The organism is Pseudomonas oryzihabitans (assembly GCF_014522265.1).
GTDB lineage: Bacteria > Pseudomonadota > Gammaproteobacteria > Pseudomonadales > Pseudomonadaceae > Chryseomonas > Chryseomonas aestiva.
In genome coordinates this window covers 2,467,936-2,490,836 of record NZ_CP017024.1, presented here as the reverse complement: position 1 = coordinate 2,490,836, position 22,901 = coordinate 2,467,936, and the positions used below count along the sequence as shown (strand labels likewise).

The following is a 22,901-nucleotide window of genomic DNA, read 5'->3' as shown; positions in this document are numbered from 1 at the left end:
CCTGTCCGCGCCCTCTAGGTAGACGTCGAGCATGAACTACACCCTCAACTTCGCCCCCGTGTGGCAGAACCTGGACCATTTGCTGGCCGGGCTCGCCCTCGGCCTGCAGCTGGCGCTGGTGGGCATCGCCATCGGCTGCCTGATCGGCCTGGCCACCGCCTTCGCCCTGCTCTCGCCAGTGCGGGCGCTGCGCTGGCTGGCGGGGGCTATGTCACCCTGGTGCGCAACACCCCGATCCTGGTGCTGATCCTCCTGCTGTACTTCGCCCTGCCCAGCGTCGGCATCCGCCTGGACAAGCTCAGCTCCTTTCTCATCACCCTGGCGCTCTATGCCGGGGCCTACCTGGCCGAAGTGTTTCGCGGCGGGCTCATGGCCATTCCCAAGGGCCAGCGCGAGGCGGGCCTGGCCATCGGCCTGCGCGAGTGGCAGATCAAGGCCTACGTCATCATTCCGGTGATGCTGCGCAACGTGCTGCCGTCGCTTTCCAACAGCTTCATCTCGCTGTTCAAGGACACCTCCCTGGCGGCGGCCATCGCCGTGCCGGAGCTGACCTACCAGGCGCGCAAGATCAACCTGGAAAGCTACCGGGTCATCGAGACCTGGCTGGTGACCAGCGCCCTCTACATCCTCACCTGCTACGTCATCGCCCTGCTGCTGCGCCAGCTGGAGCGACGCCTGAGCCTGACCCGCTAGGAGCCCGATCGTGTACGAAGCCCCCTCCTGGTTCCTGGAATTGTGGAACGCGCGCCAGACCCTGGCCGCCGGTTTCGCCACCACCCTGGCCTGCTCGGTGCTGGCGGTGCTCGGCGGCACCCTGCTCGGCACCCTCGGCGGCCTGGCGCTGACCTATGGCCGCTGGCCGCTGCGCCTGCCCTTTCGCCTCTATGCCGACTTGATCCGCGGCACCCCGGTGTTCGTGCTGGTGCTGGCCTGCTACTACATGGCGCCGGCGCTGGGTCTGCGGCCCACGCCCTTCCAGGCCGGCACCGCGGCGCTGCTGCTGTTCTGCGGCTCCCACGTGGCGGAGATCGTCCGCGGCGCCCTGCAGGCCATCCCCCGTGGCCAGCACGAGGCGGCCAAGGCCATCGGCCTGACCTTCGCCCAGAGTCTCAAGGAGGTGCTGCTGCCCCAGGCGCTGCGCCAGATCCTGCCGACCTGGGTCAATGCCTCCACCGAGATCGTCAAGGCCTCCACCCTGCTCTCGGTGATCGGCGTGGCCGAGTTGCTGCTGAGCAGCCAGCAGGTCATCGCCCGCACCTTCATGACCCTGCAGTTCTATCTGTTCGCCGGGCTGCTGTTCTTTCTCATCAACTTCGCCATCGAGCGGCTCGGCCGCTATCTGGAAAAACGGGTGACCCTGCCATGACCGACGCCAACGCCCCGCTGTTGAGCATCAACGGCCTGCACAAGAGTTTCGGCGCCACCGAGGTGCTCAAGGGCATCGACCTGTCCCTGGACCGCGGTGACGTGGTCACCCTGATCGGCTCCAGCGGCTCGGGCAAGACCACCCTGCTGCGCTGCGTCAACCTGCTGGAAGACTTCCAGGGTGGCAGCATCCAGCTGGCCGGCGAGGCCATCGGCTACCGCGAGGAAGGCGGTCGCCGCCAGCGCCTACCGGAGCGCGAGATCGCCCGCCAGCGCTCGCTCACCGGCATGGCCTTCCAGCAATTCAATCTGTTTCCCCACCTCACCGCCCTGGAAAACGTCACCCTCGGCCTGCGCAAGGTCAAGAAGATGGGCAAGGACGAAGCCATCGCCCTGGGTGAACAGTGGCTGCGCCGGGTCGGCCTGATCGAAAGACGCGACCATCATCCCGGCCAACTCTCCGGCGGTCAGCAGCAGCGGGTGGCCATCGCCCGCGCCATCGCCATGAATCCCAGCCTGATGCTGTTCGACGAACCCACCTCGGCGCTGGACCCGGAGCTGGTCGGCGAGGTGCTGGCGGTGATCAAGGACCTGGCCCAGGACGGCATGACCATGCTGCTGGTGACCCACGAGATGAGATTCGCCTACGAGGTGTCCGATCGCATCGTCTTCATGAGCCAGGGCCGCATCGAGGAGCAGGGCCCGCCCCGCGAACTCTTCGAGCGCCCCCGTTCCACCCGTCTCGCCGAATTTCTCGGCCGGACCTCCTTCTGAATCCTTCCCCCGCTACAGGAGCACCCTTATGAGCATCACCCGATACGGCGCCGGCGAACGCGGCGCAGGCGGCCAACCCCTGCCCTTCGCCCGTGCGGTGGAAGCCGATGGCTGGCTGCACGTCTCCGGCCAGGTGGCCATGGAGAATGGCGAGATCATCGACGGCGGCATCGTCGCCCAGACCCACAAGACCATGCAGAATCTGATCGCCATCCTGCACGAAGCCGGCTACGGTCTGGAGCACGTGGTGCGGGCCGGCGTCTGGCTGGACGATCCGCGCGACTTCTGGAGCTTCAACAAGGTGTTCGCCGAGTACTTCGCCGGCCATGCCCCGGCGCGCGCCTGCGTGCAATCCTCCATGATGGTGGACTGCAAGGTCGAGATCGACTGCATCGCCTACAAACCCAAGGCCTGAGACAAACCGCACAGATGACCGAACCTACCCGCCAACGAGCCCGCGGCCTGGACCGCGCCTTCGACATCCTCGATCACCTCAAGCGGGTGGGTCGGCCGCTGCGCCCCAACGAGATCGCCGCGGGCCTGGGCATTCCCAAGTCCACCGTCTACGACCTGGTCGGCCTGCTGCTGGAGCGGCACATGCTCGATGCCGTGGGCCGCGACGGCCAGGTCTATCTAGGCCGCGAGCTGTACTTTCTCGGCCAGGCGCACCTGCGCCACTTCGATCTGGCCCGCGAGGCCGGACTGCTGCTGGACGACATCGTCGCCCAGACCCGCGAGACCGCCCAGCTGTGCCAGCTCAACGGCCGCAAGTACACCGTCTCGCTGATGAAGGAAGGCGCCCGCGCCTTTCGCATCTCGTCCAATGTCGGCGAAGACGCGCCCATTCCCTGGACCGCGTCCGGGCGACTGCTGCTCGGTCATCTGAGCGATGCCGAGATCCTCGCCCTGATCGATCCGGACGACTTCATCCTGCCCGACGGCAGCCGCCTGCCCCCGGCGACCTTTATCGCCGAGATCCGCAGCGCCTGCGCCGAAGGCTTCTTTTCCTTCGACAGCATCGCCGACACCTACACCCACTGCTTCGCCGCCCCGGTGCAGGACGCCAGCGGCCTGAGCATCGCCACCCTGTGCATAGTAGCGCCCCGCGCCGACGCCCAGGCCCACCATGCCGAGTACCGCCAGGTGCTGGTCGACAGCGCCCGCCGCCTGTCCCAGCGCCTGGGCGGCCAGGAGAATCCATGACCATCCTCAAAGCTCCCGAGAAGGGCGCCACCACGCCTGGCGCCAGCCTGCTCAGCGACATCGCCCTGCCCGCCCTGGTCATCCACCAGGCTGCGCTCGACCACAACATCGCCTGGATGCAGGCCTTCGCCAGCGACCGCGGTGCCGAATTGGCGCCCCACGGCAAGACCAGCATGGCCCCGGCACTTTTCCAGCGCCAGCTCGCCGCCGGCGCCTGGGGCATGACCCTGGCCACCGCGGTGCAGACCCGCGCCGCCCAGGCCCAGGGCGTACGCCGGGTGCTGATGGCCAACCAGCTGGTGGGGGCGCCCAACATGGCGCTGATCGCCGAGCTGCTCGCCGCCGATCCGGACTTCGACTTCCATTGCCTGGTGGATCATCCCGACCAGGTCACCGCCCTGGGCGCCTTCTTTGGCGCACGGGGGCTGGCGCTGCAGGTGATGATCGAATACGGCGTACCCGGCGGCCGTTGTGGTTGCCGCAGCGAAGCCGAGGTACGAGAACTGGCCCGGGCCATCGCCGGGCAACCGGCGCTGCGCCTGACCGGCATCGAAGGTTACGAGGGGGTGATCCACGGCGCCGAGGCGGCCACCGACATCCGCGCCTTCGCCGATTCCCTGGTGCGCTTGGCGGAGGAACTGCGCGGCCAAGGCGCCTTCGCCCTCGACCGCCCCATCGTCACCGCTTCGGGTTCGGCCTGGTACGACCTGATCGCCGCCGCCTTCGACCAGCTGGAAGTGCGCGAGCGCTTTCTCGCCGTCATGCGGCCCGGCAGCTATGTGGTCCATGACCATGGGATCTATCGCGAGGCCCAGCGTGGCGTCCTGGCCCGCACCGGTCTGAACGAGGGTCTGCAACCGGCGCTGGAGGTCTGGGCTCACGTGCAATCCCTGCCCGAACCCGGTTTCGCCATCCTGGCCCTGGGCAAGCGCGACATCGCCCACGATGCCGGCCTGCCGCTGCCGCTGCGCCGCTACCGGCCCGGCCAGACTGCAGCTGAAGCCATCGATGTCAGCGGCTGCACGGTCACGGCCATAATGGACCAGCACGCCTTCATGGTCGTCGCCCCGGGGACCGCACTGGCCATCGGCGACATCATGGCCCTGGGCACCTCGCACCCCTGCCTGACCTTCGACAAGTGGCGCCAGGGCTGCATCGTCGACGAAGGTCTGCAGGTCGTGGAGACCTTCGCGACCTGCTTTTAGGCTTGTTTGAAAGGTCGTCGAACGAAGGTCAGGCAAGGCAAAAATCTGTGAGGAAGCGGAGTTTACGAATGGTAAATGAGCATTCCGAACAGATTTTTAACGCAGCATGACCGAGTGCAGGCACCTTTCAGACAAAGCCTAGGGGCGCAGCTCGCCCTCTTCCTCCCCATCCCAGTAACGCACGCGCTCGGCATGCACCTTGATGAGGATCATGCCGGGCGTGTCGGTACCCTGGAGAAACCAGCGGTCCAGACTCTTGGTCCAGTGCGCCTCGAATTGCGCCTTGTCGCGGATCAGCTCGGCATGCCCTTCGATGCCGATGAAGAGGCCGGGCTTGCCGAGCAGACTCTTGCCCTCGCTGAAGCTCAGCCCCACCGCCGGATCCTGCTCGATGTCGCGGATCTTGGCCGAGTCCTCGTAGGCATAGAACCAGGAGTCCCCGTCATATTCGACGTCGCCGTTGTTGCTCATCGGCCGGCTGGTCAAACGCCCGGTGCCGGTGGTCAGCATGCAGAAATCCAGATCGCGCATCGCTTTGGAAAGGTCGTGCAGGGTCTTGTCGGCCATGGGGGTCGCTCCGGTTGGACGGGCAGGCAGTGCCCGTCTGCATTCAGACCGGGGGCGGCGGCCGCTTGGTTCCGGCGCGGCGGTCGCGACCGGGCTTTTCGGACGGAGGGCGTTCAGTGGAAATGACCTGCACTCATGCAGATCGGTCATCCCCCTGTCGCCTTATGCCAACGCTCCCTTTCTTAGGCCGCACCTGCCATTCAAGTGTCACCGCCGTTAAATAAAATCAACAAGCGCGCCAGGGAAAATCCCAGCGGACCAAGTTCGACTTGGTTGCCGATACAGCAACTTTCGGCAAGCACCCCATCTTCGAATGAACGCCAGCCCTACTACTTAGCGGAGAGATTCTTCATGAGCAGTAAGATCTCGCTATTGATGGTATCCACGACACTCTGCCTGACGTCACCGGTATTCGCCGCCGTTATCAACCACGATCAGGTACAACAGATCCGTGCCGACGCCACCGCCGTCGAATACTACTATCAGCCGATGATTGCCGACGGTCCGGACTCCTGCAACAACTATCCGGCGGTGGATTCCGCGGGCAATGTCAGCGGCGGCCTGCATCCCTCGGGCGCTCCGGATGGGCATTGTCGCGGCACCAATGGCCAGGTCTATTCGCGCATGGCCGAATACTTCAAACACTGCGCGATCATGTATTCCTGGTATTTCCCCAAGGATCAGCCGCCGAACTATCTGGGCGCCGCCGGCGGTCATCGCCATGACTGGGAAGATATCGTCGTCTGGACCAATGAGTGCAAAGTCGGCTCGCCCATATTGAAGATAGACTATTCCACCCACGGCAAATATCAGGTGAACTTCAATCCCCCCGTCTGGCGCGGCCGCAGCGGCTATCTCGCCCAGGGCGTCCATCCCAAGGTCACCTATCATGCGACCTACAAGGGCTTCGCCGACCACTCTCCCGATGCCACCAACGACATGGGGCGCAGCCAGCCACTGATCAGCTGGAGCCGGATGCCGGTACCCGCCAAGAACACCCTGAACAGCTATGACTTTGGCGCGGCAAACGTACCCTTCAAGGATGGCGGGGCCTTCTGGTCCAACCTGCAGAAGGCCTGGCAGACCCAGTGACCCTGTGGGGTAGCTGGGGCTCCCTGGCTGCGTGGCCGCAGGCGTCCAGCCAACGATGTGCTGGCGACTGCGGAGACACCCCGCTAGCGACGGCCGGTCCGCGTAGCCAGGGCCGAGACCCCGACCCCCAGGATCACCAGACCGAGCCCGGTGAGAAACAGCGGGGAGACGGTCGCGCCAAACGCCAGACAGGAGAAGGCGGTACCCACGAGCGGCACCCCCAGGGTGAAATTCGACATGCCGAACGTGGAGATCCTCCGCCCATGCTCCGCCGAGATGACGAAGCAGGCCGACGTCGCGATCGGACCGATGAACAACAGTGCCTCGACCAGCGTTCGATCCCAGACGATGGCGACCGGCGGCCCCTCGACGAGGTAGGCGGCAATGGCTAGGGGAATGGTGGCCAACAGCATCTGCCAGGGCGCCAGGAGCAGGGCCGGGGTTACCCAGCGGTGGCGCTTCACATGCAGGATGACGAACGCCCAGCTCACCGCCGCCAGCAGCAGGAAGGCCGCCCCCACGAGGGTGTCCGGCTGCGTCCAGTCGAGCTCTCCAGGGGAGCAGACCGCGACGACGCCCGCCATCCCCACCAGCAGCCCGGCAAGCTGCAGCCGGGTCGGCACTTCACGAAACAGCACCCAGGCCACGACCACGCACCACAGCGGCGTGGTGTAGGCCAGGAGCACGGCCTTGCTGGTGTCGACATGCACCATCGCCACCATGCCGAGTCCGGTAAAGGTCATCATCTGCAACAGGCCAACGCTGGCGACGATGGGCAGGTCCTGCCGGGTGGGCCGCCTGAGTTGCCCGCGCACGCCGAGATAGGCGAACAGGCAGAGCGCGGCACTGGCGAATCTGAGGGTCGCCAGCCAGAGCGGCGGCACGCTGTGCAGGGCAAGCTTCGTCACCGGCCAGCTACTGCCCCACAGCAGCACCATGAGTCCCAGGCACAGGTAGGTGGAGGAGATGCCCCGGCCCTTGATGCGGCTTTTCGCCAGATGCTGGATTGAAACGCTCATGGTGCCACCCTGTCGCAAGCAGATTTCCCAGGGTCATGATGCGGCGATACCAGCGAAAAAACGCACCTATCTGTTCCTCTAAAAAGAGAAGATAGGTAAGTTCTACCCACAAAATGAGCAGCATAGGAAAATCTCACCATGAGCCGAGCGACGCTCGATGAGGCCAGCCTGCGTATCCTCGATGCGCTTCAGGAAAATGCGGAGCTCAGCAATGCGGAGCTGGCCGACATCGTGGGCCTTTCCGCTTCACCCTGCTGGCGACGCGTCGCGGAAATGAAGGAGCGTGGCGTCCTGCGCGGCGCTGTGACGCTGGTCGATCCGGCAGCGCTCAACCTGGCCATCAACGTCTTCGTGCATGTGTCGCTCAAGCTTCAGGACAAGCAGTCCCTGGAGATCTTCACCAATGCGATCAAGGAGCGCCCGGAAGTGATGGAGTGCTACCTCATGAGCGGCGAGGCGGACTTCATGTTGCGGGTGGTGAGCGAAGACCTGAGCAAATACCAGACGCTCCTGCTCGACTGCCTGACGTCCATCCCCGTCGTGGCCAGCATCAGATCGAGCTTTGCCCTGAGCCAGGTGAAATACACCACGGCCCTGCCCACCAATCATCTGCGAAAGCGTCCGGCCGGCAGCAACGGTTGAGCGTGCGGAACGCCAGGCCAGTCAGGTCGGGCCTACGTCCAGGCGGTTCCGCTCGAGGCTTCGGTCAGGTTCCCCGCGGCTTGGCTCGCGCCGTGGGTTCGGCGATCAAGGGATCGTCCGGCCAGTAGTGCTTGGGATAGCGACCCTTGAGATCCTTCTTCACCTCGCCATAGGTATTGGCCCAGAAACTGGCCAGGTCCTGGGTGACCTGCACCGGTCGCCGCGCGGGCGAGAGCAGGTGCAGCTTGACCGCCAGTCGTCCACCGGCGAGGCGCGGGGTGTCGGCCAGGCCGAACAGCTCCTGCAGCCGTACCGCCAGCACCGGCGGCTGCTCGCTGTAGTCCAGGCGGATGCTGGAACCGGAGGGCACCGCCAGGCTGCGCGGCGCCAGCTCGTCCAATTGCCGCGGCAGCGGCCAGGGCAGCAGGCCCTGCAGCATGGTGGCCAGGTCCAGAGTGGCGAAGTGGGCCAGCCGGGTGACGCGCTCCAGATAGGGCAGCAGCCAGTCTTCCAGGCTGACCAGCAGGGCGGCGTCGCTCACATCCGGCCAGTCGCTCGTCTGCTTCTGCTGCAGGTCCAGCTGGCGCAGCAGCGCCACCCGCGCCTGCCACTGGCGCAAGTCCGGCGTCCAGGGCAGCAACTCCAGGCCCTTGCGCCGCACCAGCCCGAGCAGCGCCCGGCTGCGGGCGGCGGCGTCCAGATTCTTCAGCGGCTCGCGACTCAGCACCAGTTGGCCGATCCGCCGCTGGCGTTCCGCACGCAGCACCCCCTCGCGTTCATCCCAGTCCAGTTCGTCGTGACTCACCACCTGCTCGGCCAGCGGCCCTTCGAACAGCGCCGGATCCAGTTCGGCGGCGAGGTAGATGCGCTCTTCGCGCTGCCCCTGGCGACTGCCCAGGTCGGCCACCACCAGCCAGGGCGATTTCATCAGCCCATCCGGCTCGCCAAAGCTGGCGGCCCGGCCATTGGCCAGGCGATAGTCCTGGCCGCCGGCCTTGCGCTGCTGGGCGATGCGATCCGGATAGGCGCAGGCCAGCAAAGCGCCGGTCCAGCGCGGGTGTTCGGGATCGGCCACCGGCTGCCCGGCCGGGCCGCGCAACAGGCCGCGATACTGGCGGATCAGCTGACGAATGCGCGCCACGCCGCCGCGCGGCCCCCGGCCTTCGCCCGCCAGCAGCAGGAGACGGGTGTGCAGATCGGCGCCCTGCCCCGGGGTCAGGTCGCGCTCGCCCAGCAGCGCGGCGATCTCGCAGGCACGCTCGGCCAGGCCCCAGGCCTGACCGCGCAACAGCAGGTGGGCCAGCCGCGGATGGGCCGGCAGGCCGCTCATGGCCTGGCCGTGAGGCGTGAGCACGCCCTGGTCGTCCAGGGCGCCCAACCGCAGCAGCAGATCGCGGGCCTGGGCGAGGGCGGCAGCGGGCGGGGGATCGAGCCAGGCCAGCTCCTCGGCGTTCATGCCCCAGCGCGCCAGTTGCAGGGCCAGACCGGCCAGATCGGCCTGGAGGATCTCGGCGCTGTCATAGGCCGGCAGCTGCTGATGCAGCTCTTCCGACCAGAGTCGATAGCAGACCCCCGGTTCCAGGCGGCCGGCGCGACCCTGGCGCTGGGTCGCCGAGGCACGGGAGATGCGGCGGGTGGTCAGGCGGGTCATGCCGCTGCCGGGATCGAAGGCCGGCACGCGCGCAAGGCCCGCGTCCACCACCACCCGCACCCCTTCGATGGTCAGGCTGGTCTCGGCGATGTTGGTGGCCAGCACCACCTTGCGCGTACCCGCCGGCGCCGGCTCGATGGCCGCGCGCTGGGCGGCCAGCTCCAGCTCGCCGTGCAGCGGACAGAGCAATACCCCCGCGGGCAGTTGCTCCGCCAGGCGCTCGGCAGTGCGGCGGATCTCCGCCTGGCCGGGCAGAAAGACCAGCAGGCTGCCGGTCTCCTCGTCCAGTGCCTGCAGCACCGTGGCGGCCACCCGCGCCTCCAGGCGTTCGTCCTGGCCGAGCGGTCGGCTCCAGCGGGTCGTCACCGGAAACATGCGCCCTTCGCTGCGCACCACCGGCGCTCCGCCCAGCAAGGCAGCCAGGCGTTCGCCTTCCAGGGTTGCCGACATCACCAGCAGCTTGAGCGGGGTGTCACGCAGCAGCTCGCGGCCGCTCAGGGTCAGCGCCAGGGCCAGGTCGGCGTCCAGGCTGCGCTCGTGGAATTCGTCGAAGATCACCAGGCCGACGCCCTCCAGCGCCGGATCGTCCTGCAGCCGTCGGGTGAGGATGCCCTCGGTGACCACCTCGATGCGGGTGCGCGGGCCTACCCGGCTTTCCAGGCGGATGCGATAGCCCACCGTCTCGCCAACGCCTTCGCCCAGTTCCGCGGCCAGGCGCTCGGCGGCGGCGCGCGCCGCCAGCCGGCGCGGCTCCAGCAGCAGGATGCGCTGACCGGCCAGCCAGGGCTCATGCAACAGCGCCAGGGGCACCCGGGTGGTCTTGCCGGCCCCCGGCGGCGCTTCCAGCACGCAGTCATCGCGGTGGGCGAGGGCCTGGCGCAGCTCGGGCAGGACAACATCGATGGGCAAGGGCGTCATTGGGCACGGCCGGTGGTCTCAACGGGGCGGGCAGTATAAGAGCGGCTAACAAAATGTAGCGAGCGGCTGTCAGGCAGGTGCGCGCGGCGCGCAGGAACCGCAGTGTACGAGTGGTACATGAGGATTCCGAGCACTGCACGCGCCTGTATGGCAGACGCGCAGTAGTTTTGTTTGTCGCTCCAAAGCGTCTCGCCCGCCGTGATTCCGGCCGCTATAGTGGCGGCCTCATCCAACCGGAGGTTGTCTATGTCGATGCGTACCCGCGCGGTGTGTGGCGTCCTCGCCGCAGCCCTGTTCACCCAGCTGACCGCTTGCGGTTCGCTGTTCTATCCCGAGCGCCGCGGCCAGATCACCGGCAGTGGCCGGATCGATCCGGGCATCGTCGCCCTCGATGCCATCGGCCTGCTGTTCTACATCATTCCCGGCCTGATCGCCTTTGGCGTGGACTTCGCCACCGGCGCCATCTACCTGCCCGACAACAAGCGCGCCGAGGTTGATCCCAGCGAGCTGAACAAGGCGGTCAACCCGGATGGCAGCGTCGATCGCGCGCGCCTCAAGGCCATTATCCAGCAGGCCACCGGCCACAACCTGCCGCTGGACGATCCGCGCCTGCTGCAGCGCAGCGGCAGCAACGAGCAGCTCGCCAGCCTGGGCCTCGCCCCGCGCGCCTGATGAGCGACCCGCACGGCACCGAGCGGCTCCTGCGTCGCGCCACTGCCGCCTCGGTGGCGGTGGCGACGACGCTGATCCTGGCCAAGGCCGTGGCCTGGTGGTTCAGCGGCTCGGTCAGCCTGCTCGCCGGCCTGACCGACTCGCTGCTCGATGGCCTGGCCTCGGTGTTCAACCTGCTGGCGGTGCACTACGCCCTCAAGCCGGCGGACGACGACCACCGCTATGGCCATGGCAAGGCCGAGTCCCTGGCCGGCATCGCCCAGGCGGTCTTCATCGGCGTCAGCGCCGTGCTCATCGCCTGGCAGGCCATCGGGCGGCTGCAGCAACCCGAACCCCTGGGTGCCCATGCCCTGGGCATCGCCGTCACCCTGTTTTCCCTGGCCCTGACCGCCGTGCTGGTGGCCTACCAGCAGCACGTCATCCGCCTCACCGACTCCACGGTGGTCCGCGCCGACGCCCTGCACTATCGCTCCGACCTGCTGCTCAATGTCGGCATCCTGATCGCCCTGGCGCTGACCGGCTTCGGCTGGTACTGGCTGGATCCGCTGTTCGGCCTGGCCATCGCCCTCTACATCCTCTGGAGCGCCTACGGCATCGCCCGCGACTCCTTTGGCGTGCTGATGGACCAGGAACTGCCCGCCGACATCAGCGAGCACATGCTGCAGCTGGCCTGCCAGGTTCCGGGGGTGGAAGGTGCCCATGACCTGCGCACCCGCCTCTCCGGCAATCACTGGTTCGTGCAACTGCACCTGGAGCTGCCGGGCGAGATGAGCCTGTCCCGTGCCCATGTGCTGTGCGATGAGGTGGAAGCCGCCATCCGCGCCGAGTATCCCCAGGCCGAGGTGCTGGTCCACGCCGATCCGCTGGACGCACCCGACGTTCCGCACCGTCATCCGTTGCCGCCCGCCCCCTGAGCGGAACCCGGCGCCGCTGCGCCCTCTCGAATCTGCTGAGCCTGATTCGAGAGAGCGCCCCAGACGGCGCCGGAGTCCACCATGAAAACCATGCACCCGGTCGCGCACCTTGCCGACCTGCGCGAAGACCGCGGTACCGCGGTCGAGATCGAAGGCACCGCAATCCTGCTGCTGCGCGTCGGTGACGAGGTACGTGCCTTCCAGGCGCAGTGCCCTCACGCCGGCGCGCCGCTGGCCGAGGGCGCGGTCTGCCAGGGCCGCCTGGTCTGTCCCTGGCACAAGGCGAGTTTCGCCGTCGACGATGGCCGCCTCTGCGAACCGCCGGCGCTGGATGCCTTGCAACGCTATCCGGTGGACGTGCGCGACGGCGAGGTGCTGGTCGGGACCGAGCCCCTGCCCGCGCAGACGGCGGAGCCCCAGTCCGACGATCGCCTGTTCATCGTCATCGGTGCGGGCGCCGCGGGCACCGCCGTAGCGGCGGCCCTGCGAGAATTCGGCTTTGGCGGCCGCCTGCTGCTGATCGGCCGCGAACCGGGTGAACCCTATGACCGGACCGCCCTGTCCAAATTCGTCCTCCAGGGCGACAAGGCCCCCGATGAAGCTCCACCGCTGCGCGAGGCCGACTTCTTCCGCCAGCAGCGCATCGAACGCCTGCACGTCGAGGTGACGCGCCTGGATCCCCAGGTCCGCCAGCTGGAACTCGCCAACGGCCAGACCCTGAACTACGACGGCTGCGTGCTCGCCACCGGCGGCGAACCCAGGCCCCTTGACGTGCCCGGTGCCGAGCTCAAGGGCGTCCACCTGCTGCGGACCCGCGCCGACGCGGCCGCCATCCTGGCCAATCTGCCTGAAGAAGGCCGCGTGGTGATCGTCGGCGCCAGCTTCATCGGCCTGGAAGCCGCCTCCGCCCTGCGCAAGCAGGGCCTGGCGGTGGACGTGGTCGCCCCCGCTTCCCTGCCCTTCGTCAAGCAGATGGGCGAGACCCTCGGCCAGCATTTCAAGACCCTGCATGAAGCCAATGGCGTGACCTTCCATGCTCCCAGCGAGGTGGTGGGCTTTGCCGGCGACGACCAGGTGCGCCAGGTCAGCCTCAAGGACGGCACCCACCTGCCCGCCGACCTGGTCCTGGTGGGTACCGGCATCGCCCCGGCGACCGCCTTCCTGGCCAATCTACCCCTGGCCGAAGACGGCAGCGTCCCGGTGGATACCCAGCTCCAGGCCGCCGCGGGCCTCTACGCCGTTGGCGATCTGGCCACCTTTCCCTTTGCCGGTCAGCCGACCCGCATTGAACACTGGCGCCTGGCCCAGCAACACGGCCGCCTGGCGGCGCGCAATCTGCTCGGCCACGCCGAACGCTACGCGGACGTGCCCTTCTTCTGGACCCTGCATCACGGCAAGCGCTACGAATACCTCGGTCATCCCCGCCAGTGGGACGACATGCACCTCGACGGTAGCCTGGGCGACCAGACCTTCGTCGCCCTGCTGCTGGCCGAAGACCGGGTGGTCGGCGTCGTGGCTTGCCAGCGGGAGCGCGCCACCGCGGTGCTGAGCCAGCTCATGCGCCAGCCGCTATCACGCGCACGTGCCCTGGACGTCCTGGCAACGTCCTGAGCGGGAACGACCCGGACGCACCTGCGGGACAGGGGCGTTCCGGTCGCTCCGAGGCGCCTCAGTTCTTCGCGTTGAACATCTCGCTGAACAGCTGCTTGTGGGCCGCGTAGTAATCGGCCACGACCTTGTCGGCGGAACTGTCACGCGCCTGGAGCATCAGCTGCTGCAAGTCGCCGGCCGGCAGGTGGTAGTGGGCGAAGAAGGTGGCAACCTGCGGGTACTCGGCCGGAAATTCCTTGCGCGCCATGGCATGGATCTGCTCCGCCGTGCCGAAGACCCCCTTGGGATCGTCGAGATAGCGCAGCTTCCACTTGGAAAACATCCAGTGCGGACTCCAGGCATTGATCACCGACCACTTGCCGCGCTTCAGATTGCGATCCATCTCGGTGAGCATGCCGACTTCGGACGAAGCGACGATCTTGTAGCCCTTGAGCTGATAGACGTCGAAGGCCTTCTCGGTCAGTTTGTACTGGCCATTGCCGACTTCCGAGGAAAGGATCTTGCCGTCGAGCTTGGCTCGCACTTCCGGCTTCTTCAGGTCCTCGATACTGGAGAGTTCGCCCTGGGGAACGGACTCCGGCACCGCCATCCCCAGCTTGCCCTCGTAGAGCACGCCCAGATCGGTGAGCCTGTCCTTGTGCTTGTCGACGAACACCGCATGAGTGGTGGGCAACCAGACCATGGGAATGAGATCGATACTGCCATTGGCCATGGCCTGGAACTGGATGCCGATGTCAGCCTGCACCAGCTTCACCGGCAACTTCAGCTGGTCTTCGATGGCGACCTGGGCAAGCTTCGCGGTGATTTCCGCGTCCGACCAGTTGACCCAGCCAATGCGGACCGGTCCCTGGGCGGCCTGGACTACCTGGCTGGCGATCGTCAGGCCCACCACGGCGACCAGACCCAGCACCTTGCGCTTCATGTTCTGTGCAACATTCATCAGCTCTATCTCCGGCGTTTGTAGTGTTGTTGTTGCTGGCAGTCTCAAGGCGAAGAACGTGTTGTTGTTGAGTAGAAAGCGTCCGCTAGAGCGCCCGCTCCAGGTCCGGCAGGGCCTGGAACAGATCGGCCACCAGGGTGTAGTCGGCCACCTGGGTGATGGGCGCCTCGGCATCCTGGTTGATGGCGACGATGACCTTGGAACCGCTCATGCCCGCCAGATGCTGGATGGCGCCGCTGATCCCCACGGCCACATAGAGATCGGGCGCGACATGCTTGCCGGTCTGGCCCACCTGCAGGTCGTTGCCGGCAAAGCCGGCATCCACCGCGGCGCGCGAGGCCCCGACGGCGCCACCCAGTCGATCGGCCACCCGCTCGACCAGGGCGAAGTTCTCCCGGCTGCCCAGACCACGCCCGCCGGATACCACCACGCGGGCACTGCCCAGCTCGGGCCGTGCGCTGGTGCTGAGCACCTCGCTGACGACGCGGCTCGCCGCCGGTAGCAACGCCTGTTCCAGGCGCACGATCGGGCAAGTCGGCTCCCCCTGCTCCGCCGGGGCGAAGGCGGACGCGCGAATCGTCAGGACCTGCACCTCATCGAGGGATTCGATTCGGGCGATGGCACTGCCGGCATAGATCGGCCGGCGGAACACGGTCGGGCTGTCGATGCCGATGACCTCGGCGATCATCCCCACATCCAGCAAGGCTGCCACCCGCGGCAGGACGCTACGCCCCTGGACGCTGGCCTCGGCCAACAACTGCCCGGGCTGCCGGCCCGCCAGCCCGGCGATCAGCTCGGCCTGGCTTTCCGGGGCGCACGGCGCGGCGGTCTCGACCACCAGCACCCGGTCCACCCCAACCAGGGCCGCCGCCTGCTCCGCCGCCGCGGCAGCACCTGGCCCGATCAACAGCAACTCGATGGGCTGCGCCAGCTCCCTGGCCGCCATGACAACGTTCGCCGTGCCAGCCTTGAGCTGGCCCTGGTGCTGTTCGGCGAGGATCAAGGTAGCCATCAGAGCACTCCCGCACGCTGTTTGAGGTGACTCACCAGTTCATCGACGGACTGGACCCGGATGCCGGCTGAGCGCTGGATGGGAGGCTGCACGCCCAGCAAGCGGGTATGCGTCTTGGTCGCGATGCCCAGCGCCGTGCCGTCAAGCATCTCCAGCGGCTTCTTCTTGGCCTTCATGATCGCGGGCAGCGAGGCATAGCGGGGCTCGTTGAGCCGCAGATCGCAGGTCACGACCGCGGGTGAGCGCAGCGCGACGGTCTGGCGCCCGCCATCGATCTCACGCTCGACGATCCATTCACCCGCCGCATGGCTCAGCGACGAGGCGCAGGTGGCCTGGGGCAGGCCGGCGAGTTGCGCCAGCATCTGGCCGGTCTGGCTGTTTTCCTGGTCGATGGCCTGCTTGCCGAACAGCACCAGGTCCGGACGCTCGCGCTCGACGACCCGGGTCAGCGCCTTGGCCACGTTCAAGGGTTCCAGGGGGCCCGGCAGCTCCACCAGCAGCGCTCGATCCGCTCCCAGGGCCAGGGCCACGCGCAATTGCTCCTGCGCGGCGCTGCCGCCGACCGTCACCACCACGACCTCCTGGGCGATGCCCCTCTCCTTGAGGCGGATGGCTTCCTCGACGGCGATTTCGCAGAAGGGATTCAAGGCCATCTTGACGCCTGCCAGCTCGACGTCGGAACCGTCGGTCTTCACCCGCACCTTGATGTTCGGATCGATGGCGCGCTTCACCGCGACCAGCACTTTCATCGTCTCTCCTGGGGCCCCTGGGGCCGTGGCTACCACCTGAGATGGGCCAATCCTAGCCATGGCTCGGCGTCGTCGGCAAGAGAAATGTACACGATGGATTTATTTATTGACACTAATGTACATTCACCCCAGATTGAGTGAAAACACGCCTGATGTCTTCAGCCCGGAGAGCCCGAGATGTCCACCGATCCGCTCCTGCAGCCGTACCAGCTCAAGCACCTGACCCTGCGCAATCGCATCATCACCACGTCCCACGAGCCGGCCTATCCCGAGGACGGCATGCCCAAGGCGCTGTACCGCGCCTATCACGTCGAGCGCGCCAAGGCCGGGGTCGCCCTGACCATGACGGCCGGGTCGGCGGCCGTTTCCCGCGACAGCCCGCCGGTGTTCAACAACGTGCTGGCCTGGAAGGACGAGGTGGTGGGCTGGCTGCGGGACCTGACGGACGAATGCCATGAGCATGGCGCGGCGGTGATGATCCAGCTCACCCACCTGGGCCGCCGCACCCGCTGGGACAAGGCGGACTGGCTGCCGGTGGTGTCGCCCTCCCACGAGCGCGAGCCGGCGCACCGGGCCTTCCCCAAGCAGATCGAAGACTGGGATATCGAGCGCATCATCAAGGACTACGTCGACGCCGCCGAGCGCATGAAGTACGCCGGCCTCGACGGCCTGGAGCTGCAGGCCTACGGCCATCTGATGGATCAGTTCTGGTCGCCGCTGACCAATACCCTGGACGGCCCCTATGGCGGCTCGCTGGAAAATCGCATGCGCTTCACCTTCGAGATCCTGCGCGGCATTCGCCAGCGCTGCGGCGAAGACTTCCTGGTGGGCATTCGCTACACCGGCGACGAGACCCTGCCCGGCGGCATCGACGCCAACGACGGCATGACCATCTCCCGACTGCTCAAGGACAGTGGCCTGGTGGATTTCCTCAACGTGATCCGCGGCCATATCGAAACCGATGCCGGCCTGACCGACGTCATCCCGATCCAGGGCATGCGCAATTCGCCGCACCTGGATTTCGCCGGTGAAATCCGCTCGGCCACCGGCTTTCCGACCTTCCACGCCGCGAAGATTCCCGACGTCGCCACCGCGCGCCACGCCATCGCCTCGGGCAAGGTCGACATGATCGGCATGACCCGGGCGCACATGACCGATCCGCATATCGTGCGCAAGATCATCGAGAAGCGCGAAGAAGAGATCCGCCCCTGCGTCGGCGCCAACTATTGCCTGGATCGCATCTACCAGGGGGGCGCGGCCTATTGCATCCACAACGCCGCCACCGGCCGCGAGACCACCATGCCGCACGACATCCCCAGGGCGGCGCTGCCGCGCAAGGTGGTGATCATAGGTACCGGCCCGGCCGGCCTGGAAGCGGCGCGGGTAGCCGGGGAGCGTGGCCACCGCGTCAAGGTGTTCGAAGCCGCCGATCGCCCCGGCGGCCAGATCCGCCTGACCGCCCAGAGCGAACGGCGGCGCGAGATGATCAGCATCATCGACTGGCGCATGGCCCAGTGCGACCGTCTGGGCGTGGAATTCGCCTTCAACACCTGGGCCGAGGCCGACACGGTGCTGGCCGAAGAACCCGACGTGGTGATCGTCGCCACCGGCGGCCTGCCCCACACCGAGATCCTCAGCCAGGGCAACGACCTCACCGTCTCGACCTGGGACATCATCTCCGGCGACGTCAAACCCGGTCGTCAGGTGCTGATCTTCGACGACGCCGGCGATCATGCCGCCCTGCAGGCCGCCGAGGTCATCGCCAGGAGCGGCGCCCAGGTGGAGATCGTCACCCCGGATCGGGCCTTTTCCGCGGAAGTCATGGCCATGAACCTGGTGCCCTACATGAGGACGCTGCAGGATCTCGACGTGACCTTCACGGTGACCTACCGCGTCGACCGGGTCGCACGGCGCGAAGGTCGGCTGGTCGCCACCTTCAAGAGCGACTACGGCCCGGTGCACAAGGAACGCGTGATCGATCAGGTGGTGGTGAACCACGGGACCGTGCCACTGGACGATCTCTATTTCGAGCTGCGACCACAGTCGAAGAACGACGGCGCCGTGGAGCACCAGGACCTGATCGCCGGCAAGCCGCAGAACCTCGTCACCAACCCGGCCGGGCGCTTCCAGCTGTTCCGTATCGGCGATGCCGTGGCCGCGCGCAATACCCATGCGGCGATCTACGATGCGCTGCGCCTGATGAAGGATCTGTAGCCCAGCGAGCCGCCCTGGTCGCCGGCCAGGGCTAGCTGCCTACAGACCTAGAGCTCGCCCGCTGCCGGCGCCTGGCGGAAGGTCTCGCTGAGCGGCACGAAGACCCCGGGCTCGGCTTCGGCATAACCGAACTTGCCAAAGAAGCGGTCGAGTTCACGCTGGGTGGGGCGCTCACCGGTAAAGATGCTGGTGTAGTGCGGAATGCGCCGGAAGCGTTCGGTCAGCCCCTCGGCGGTCTTCATCGAGATATAGCCGATCTGCGTCAGGTACAGCGTCCGCGCCCGGGTGTCGGCCGCATCGGCGTCGTAGCCGAAGCGCTGGAACATGCTGGAAAGCGCCGCCATGCGCGTGCGATCGGCAAGGGCGATGGCCTCCGTCACTTCCGCGGATTGCAGCGCCCAGCTGCGTACCGCGAACTCGAACTGGGAGTCGAACAGCTCGGCGTTCAACCAGCACTCGAAGACATTGAGGATCGCCTCGGCGATGCTTTCCGCATAGCTCTCGCATTGCCGGATCAGATTGCCGGTGTTCTTGTCGCGCCAGCGATCGAGCAGCGCGGCCAGCAGCTGCTCCCGATCCTCGAAGAACCAGTAGAAGCTGGTACGCGACAGCTTCAGACGCTTGGCGAGCGGCATCACCTTGACGCCATCGATGCCGGATTCCTTCAGGGCCTCGTAGGCTGCCTCCAGCCAGCCATCGGCCGAGCCGCGCCAGCCACTGTCGGCGGCCTTTTCCCTGTCCCGCGCCTTGCTCTGTCGCGCCATCAACCGCTTATCCCGTGCAATACTGTCCAGCAACTGTACAGCACCGCGCTTTTCTCTGCGCACCCAGGTGGATTCCTGCTTCTCGACGGCGTCCGCCGTGACGAATCGGGACTGAAGGCATAGCCCCGGCGAAGGCAGGCTCCCATGCAGCGCTCCGAATCCATGCGACGTTCCAAAGGCTATCGCCGGCTCATCCCGTCCATGAACGCCCTGCTGGTCTTCGAGGCTGCCGCTCGCCTTGGCAGCTTCACCCTGGCCGCCCAGGAACTCGGGGTGACCCAGGCCGCAGTCAGCAAGCAGATCCGCTTCCTGGAAGAACTGCTGGATACCCGCCTGTTCCACCGCCTGCACCGTGCCATCCAGCTTACCCCCGACGGCAGCGCGCTGTTTCTGGTCATGGGTGATTCCCTGCAGCGCATCGCGGCGACCTTCGACAAGATTCTCGACGGCCAGGCCGAGCAGGAAATCGTCCTGGCCTGTACCAGCGCCTTCTCCCATCTGCGGATCATGCCCCGCCTGCCGGCCTTGCAGGCACTGCTGCCCGATCTCCAGCTGCGCCTGGTCCCGCCGCTGCATCGCGAGGCCGATCTGGCCATCCGCTACGGCGATGGCAGCTGGGATGATGGCACGGCCACCCTGCTGTTCGACGAAGAGGTCTTTCCGGTCTGCGCACCCGAGTGGCTGGTGAGCCATGCCGCACCGCACTCCATCGCGGACCTCTACCAGAGTCCGCTGATCGACTCGGACGCCACGCTGGAAGGCTGGATGACCTGGAGCACCTGGTTCCGCGCCCTGGACCATACCCCACCACGGCTGCGCATCGGCCTGCGCTGTACCCACTATGCCGACACCATCCGGGCGGCGACCCAGGGCCTTGGGATCGCCCTGGGCTGGCAGCGTCTGGTCGCCCCACTGCTGGCGGACGGCCAACTGGTCCGGGTGACGGACTTCATCGTCAAGCCGCGCGATGCCTATTACCTGGTGGTGCCCCATGGTCGCCAGTCGGTGGTGGGCGAGCTGCTGCCGACCTGGCTGCGCGACGAGCCAGGCGCCCATGGACCGCTCTAGATCAAGGGTTACATCGCATAACCCAGACTCATGCCAGCTTAACAATAAAGCGCGTTGACCCCTTCCAGGGGCGCTTCGATACTGCGGCCACCTACCCCCGGCCAACGTCTCCCCTGAGGTGCCCCATGGATAACGCCCCTGCCAAGAGCCATCGCGAGCTGCTCGCCCAGCGCCAGCCGGGTCATGGTCTACCCGGCGAGCTGTATGGCCGGCAAGACGTCTTCGCCACGGACCTCGAGATCTTCTACAACCGGCACTGGATCGTGGTCGGCGTGACCGCGGACATCCCCGAGCCGGGCGATGTCTCCACCCTCGACATCGGCAAGGCCTCCATCATCCTGGTGCGCGACGACGACGAGAACATCCGGGCCTTTCGCAACGTCTGCCGGCACCGGGGCGCGCGGCTCAGGGAGGCGGGCAAGTCCACCGTGGGCATGCTGGTCTGCCCCTATCACCAGTGGACCTACGACCTCGACGGCCAACTGAAGCATGCCGCGCACATGGGCCAGGACTTCGACGCCAGCTGTCGCAGCCTCCTGCCGGTGGCGGTACGGGTAGTGGGTGCCCATATCCTGGTCTGCCTGAGCGAAGACCCACCCCAGGACATCGCTACGCTCGCGTCCGAGATGACGTCCCGCTTCGCACCCTACGCCCTGCAGCTCAGCAAGATCGCCCACGAGAGCGAGATCATCGAGAACGGCAACTGGAAGCTGGTGATCGAGAACAATCGCGAGTGTTATCACTGTGCTGCGGGCCATCCGGAATTGAACGCCTCCTTCCTGCCGGAAGACTTCGGCGTCTGCACCGACGGCATGAGTCCGGAATCGCTCCAGGCCCTGGCGGAGTATCAGGCGAAGAATGCCGCGGCCCGGCAGGACTGGGAAGACCAGGGCCATCTCTGCGCCGCCGTGGAGCACCTGGAAGAAGACAGCGTCACCCAGTTCCGCTCGCAGCGCCTGGTCATCGCCAACCACGGCGAATCCCAGACCCTGACCACCCGCGTGGCCTGTACCCGGCTGCTGGGCGACCTGCAGCGCCGCGACCTGGGCGATGTGCATTTCTGGACCCATAACTCCTGGACCCACGTGATGAGCGATCACGCCGTGGTCTCCTACCTCATCCCGCTCGGCCCGGACCAGACCCTGGTCAGGACCAAGTGGCTGGTCCATGCCGAGGCCGTGGAAGGCGTCGACTACGACCTCCAGACCCTGATCGAGGTCTGGCAGGCGACCAATCTGCAGGACGCCGGGCTCGTCGCCCTCACCCAGCGCGGCACCCAGGATCCCGCCTACGTGCCCGGCCCCTTCTCGACCTTCACCGAGACCTACGTCGAGCAATTCACCCGCTGGTACGCCGCCCGCCTCGCGGCCCACGGGGTGTGAGGAATGACCATGACCGCGCTCACCCCCTTGGCCACCGCGCAAGGCAGCCGCTTCAACGACGCCCGGACCTGGTCGGCGTTCGGCGCGGCCTGGAGCAGTGCCGAACAGAAGACCCTCGAATGCTGCGCCATTCGGGTCGAGACCGCCGACGTCAAGACCTTCGTCTTTCGCTGTCCCGACTTCGTGGCCCTCGCCTTCGAGCCGGGTCAGTTCATCACCCTGTCGCTGACCATCGACGGCCAGCGGCTGTCGCGCTGCTACACCCTGTCCTCCACGCCGACCCGCCCCTTCAGCCTTGCCATCACCGTCAAGCGCGTACCCGGCGGGCCGGTGTCGAACTGGCTGCACGATCACCTGGAGGTTGGCAGCCGGCTGCAGGCTTCCGGCCCGGCAGGCATCTTTACCCCGGTCGGACATCCGGTGCGCAGGTTGCTCTATCTGTCCGCCGGCTCGGGGGTCACGCCGCTGATGGCCATGACGCGCGCCGCCTTCGACCTGGGTAGCGATCCGGACATCGCCTTCGTCCACAGTGCCCGTACCCCCCGGGACATCATCTTCCGCGACGAACTGGCGCACCTGCAGGCCACACAACCTGGCCTCAGGGTCTTCGCCATCTGCGAGGCACCCGGCGCCGAAGCGGACTGGCAGGGCCCGCTCGGCCGTCTGGATCTGCCCCTGCTGGAGCGACTGGTGCCGGACTTCCGCGAACGGGAGGTCTTTATCTGTGGCCCCCAGGGCTACATGGACGCCGTCCAGCGCACCCTGCAGGAACGCGGCTTCGATCTTGCCCACTTTCACCAGGAGAGCTTCACGATCGGCAGTCCGGCGGCCCCCGCCGAAATCGCGCCTACCGCGGTCGGCGAGGCCCTGTTCACTGTCACCCTGGCCCGCTCGGGCAAGGTGTTCAGCATGGCGGGCGACCAGACAGTGCTCAGCGCCGCCAGGCGCGCGGGTGTCATCGTGCCCTCCTCCTGTGGGCAAGGCCTCTGTGGTACCTGCAAGACGGCCCTGCTCGAAGGCCAGGTGGAGATGCGGCATGCCGGTGGCATTCGCCAGCGCGAGATCGACCGCGGGTTGCGACTGCTGTGCTGCAGCAGGCCCACGTCCAATCTGGTGCTCGACCTCTAGCAGCTTCGGTC

At 66.8% G+C, this 22,901-nt stretch carries 21 protein-coding genes, 1 other RNA gene and 1 pseudogene; 15 read left to right on the top strand and 8 right to left on the bottom strand.

Annotation, left to right across the window (positions count from 1 at the left end; all coding sequences use genetic code 11):
- The first annotated feature begins 31 nt into the window (after positions 1–31).
- From BGI51_RS11485 to BGI51_RS11460, 6 genes and pseudogenes are all read left to right on the top strand, one after another.
- Positions 32–693, top strand: a pseudogene (locus BGI51_RS11485) (amino acid ABC transporter permease).
- A 10-nt stretch (positions 694–703) separates the two neighbouring features.
- Entirely contained in the window at positions 704–1,366 is a 663-nt protein-coding gene (locus BGI51_RS11480; protein WP_140220646.1) for an amino acid ABC transporter permease, read from the top strand.
- The gene (locus BGI51_RS11475) at positions 1,363–2,139 is read left to right on the top strand and encodes an amino acid ABC transporter ATP-binding protein (protein WP_007161901.1); all 777 of its coding nucleotides are present in this window, start codon (positions 1,363–1,365) and stop codon (positions 2,137–2,139) included. Before BGI51_RS11480 ends, BGI51_RS11475 begins: the two co-directional genes overlap by 4 nt.
- Positions 2,140–2,167: 28 nt before the next feature.
- A complete protein-coding gene (locus tag BGI51_RS11470) occupies positions 2,168–2,554 on the top strand; it encodes a RidA family protein (protein WP_007161900.1) in 387 nt (128 codons plus the stop codon).
- Positions 2,555–2,568: 14 nt separating this feature from the next.
- Entirely contained in the window at positions 2,569–3,342 is a 774-nt protein-coding gene (locus tag BGI51_RS11465; RefSeq protein ID WP_044342118.1) for an IclR family transcriptional regulator, read from the top strand.
- Positions 3,339–4,547, top strand: a complete 1,209-nt coding sequence (locus BGI51_RS11460; RefSeq protein ID WP_187981215.1) for an amino acid deaminase — start codon at positions 3,339–3,341, stop codon at positions 4,545–4,547. Before BGI51_RS11465 ends, BGI51_RS11460 begins: the two co-directional genes overlap by 4 nt.
- Before the next feature lie 138 nt (positions 4,548–4,685).
- Here the strand turns inward: BGI51_RS11460 and BGI51_RS11455 are convergent, their stop codons facing one another.
- Positions 4,686–5,114, bottom strand: coding sequence for a pyridoxamine 5'-phosphate oxidase family protein (locus BGI51_RS11455; RefSeq protein ID WP_187981214.1), 429 nt, complete (start codon positions 5,112–5,114; stop codon positions 4,686–4,688).
- A 351-nt stretch (positions 5,115–5,465) separates the two neighbouring features.
- Here BGI51_RS11455 and BGI51_RS11450 point away from each other — a divergent pair, with 351 nt between their 5' ends.
- Entirely contained in the window at positions 5,466–6,206 is a 741-nt protein-coding gene (locus BGI51_RS11450) for an NPP1 family protein (RefSeq protein WP_187981213.1), read from the top strand.
- A gap of 83 nt (positions 6,207–6,289) precedes the next feature.
- Here the strand turns inward: BGI51_RS11450 and BGI51_RS11445 are convergent, their stop codons facing one another.
- Positions 6,290–7,225, bottom strand: a complete 936-nt coding sequence (locus BGI51_RS11445; RefSeq protein ID WP_187981212.1) for a DMT family transporter — start codon at positions 7,223–7,225, stop codon at positions 6,290–6,292.
- Between the two features lie 138 nt (positions 7,226–7,363).
- Here BGI51_RS11445 and BGI51_RS11440 point away from each other — a divergent pair, with 138 nt between their 5' ends.
- Positions 7,364–7,867, top strand: a complete 504-nt coding sequence (locus BGI51_RS11440) for an Lrp/AsnC family transcriptional regulator (protein ID WP_133862081.1) — start codon at positions 7,364–7,366, stop codon at positions 7,865–7,867.
- A 64-nt stretch (positions 7,868–7,931) separates the two neighbouring features.
- On the opposite strand, the gene hrpB is transcribed toward BGI51_RS11440, so the two are convergent.
- Positions 7,932–10,436: an ATP-dependent helicase HrpB gene (gene hrpB, locus BGI51_RS11435; RefSeq protein ID WP_187981211.1), complete on the bottom strand. Its 2,505-nt coding sequence runs from the start codon at positions 10,434–10,436 to the stop codon at positions 7,932–7,934.
- Between the two features lie 43 nt (positions 10,437–10,479).
- Positions 10,480–10,555, bottom strand: a non-coding RNA gene (locus BGI51_RS11430) — sX9 sRNA.
- 127 nt (positions 10,556–10,682) lie between these two features.
- Between BGI51_RS11430 and BGI51_RS11425 the strand changes: the two genes are divergently transcribed.
- From BGI51_RS11425 to BGI51_RS11415, 3 genes are all read left to right on the top strand, one after another.
- Entirely contained in the window at positions 10,683–11,108 is a 426-nt protein-coding gene (locus BGI51_RS11425) for a hypothetical protein (RefSeq protein WP_017639149.1), read from the top strand.
- Entirely contained in the window at positions 11,108–12,022 is a 915-nt protein-coding gene (locus BGI51_RS11420) for a cation diffusion facilitator family transporter (RefSeq protein WP_187981210.1), read from the top strand. The genes BGI51_RS11425 and BGI51_RS11420 overlap by 1 nt, the downstream gene beginning before the upstream one ends.
- A gap of 81 nt (positions 12,023–12,103) precedes the next feature.
- Positions 12,104–13,633, top strand: a complete 1,530-nt coding sequence (locus BGI51_RS11415; RefSeq protein WP_187981209.1) for an apoptosis inducing factor family protein — start codon at positions 12,104–12,106, stop codon at positions 13,631–13,633.
- A gap of 58 nt (positions 13,634–13,691) precedes the next feature.
- Here the strand turns inward: BGI51_RS11415 and BGI51_RS11410 are convergent, their stop codons facing one another.
- From BGI51_RS11410 to BGI51_RS11400, 3 genes are all read right to left on the bottom strand, one after another.
- Positions 13,692–14,573: a glycine betaine ABC transporter substrate-binding protein gene (locus BGI51_RS11410; RefSeq protein WP_187981208.1), complete on the bottom strand. Its 882-nt coding sequence runs from the start codon at positions 14,571–14,573 to the stop codon at positions 13,692–13,694.
- 85 nt (positions 14,574–14,658) lie between these two features.
- Positions 14,659–15,585, bottom strand: a complete 927-nt coding sequence (locus tag BGI51_RS11405; protein ID WP_187981207.1) for an electron transfer flavoprotein subunit alpha/FixB family protein — start codon at positions 15,583–15,585, stop codon at positions 14,659–14,661.
- Entirely contained in the window at positions 15,585–16,334 is a 750-nt protein-coding gene (locus BGI51_RS11400) for an electron transfer flavoprotein subunit beta/FixA family protein (protein WP_187981206.1), read from the bottom strand. Before BGI51_RS11400 ends, BGI51_RS11405 begins: the two co-directional genes overlap by 1 nt.
- A gap of 177 nt (positions 16,335–16,511) precedes the next feature.
- On the opposite strand from BGI51_RS11400, the gene BGI51_RS11395 reads away from it, so the two are divergent.
- Entirely contained in the window at positions 16,512–18,548 is a 2,037-nt protein-coding gene (locus BGI51_RS11395) for an NADH:flavin oxidoreductase (protein WP_187981205.1), read from the top strand.
- A gap of 47 nt (positions 18,549–18,595) precedes the next feature.
- Here BGI51_RS11395 and BGI51_RS11390 read toward each other — a convergent pair whose 3' ends face one another.
- Complete coding sequence (locus BGI51_RS11390) at positions 18,596–19,312, bottom strand: TetR/AcrR family transcriptional regulator (RefSeq protein ID WP_187981204.1); 717 nt, start codon at positions 19,310–19,312, stop codon at positions 18,596–18,598.
- 144 nt (positions 19,313–19,456) lie between these two features.
- Here BGI51_RS11390 and BGI51_RS11385 point away from each other — a divergent pair, with 144 nt between their 5' ends.
- The 3 genes from BGI51_RS11385 (at position 19,457) to BGI51_RS11375 (ending at position 22,890) form a co-directional block, all read left to right on the top strand.
- Positions 19,457–20,380 carry a LysR substrate-binding domain-containing protein gene (locus tag BGI51_RS11385; protein ID WP_187981203.1) on the top strand — a complete coding sequence of 308 codons (924 nt, stop codon included), beginning with the start codon at positions 19,457–19,459 and terminating at the stop codon, positions 20,378–20,380.
- 125 nt (positions 20,381–20,505) lie between these two features.
- Positions 20,506–21,762, top strand: coding sequence for an aromatic ring-hydroxylating oxygenase subunit alpha (locus tag BGI51_RS11380; RefSeq protein ID WP_187981202.1), 1,257 nt, complete (start codon positions 20,506–20,508; stop codon positions 21,760–21,762).
- A gap of 3 nt (positions 21,763–21,765) precedes the next feature.
- Positions 21,766–22,890 carry a 2Fe-2S iron-sulfur cluster-binding protein gene (locus tag BGI51_RS11375; protein ID WP_437179442.1) on the top strand — a complete coding sequence of 375 codons (1,125 nt, stop codon included), beginning with the start codon at positions 21,766–21,768 and terminating at the stop codon, positions 22,888–22,890.
- Positions 22,891–22,901: the final 11 nt, after the last annotated feature.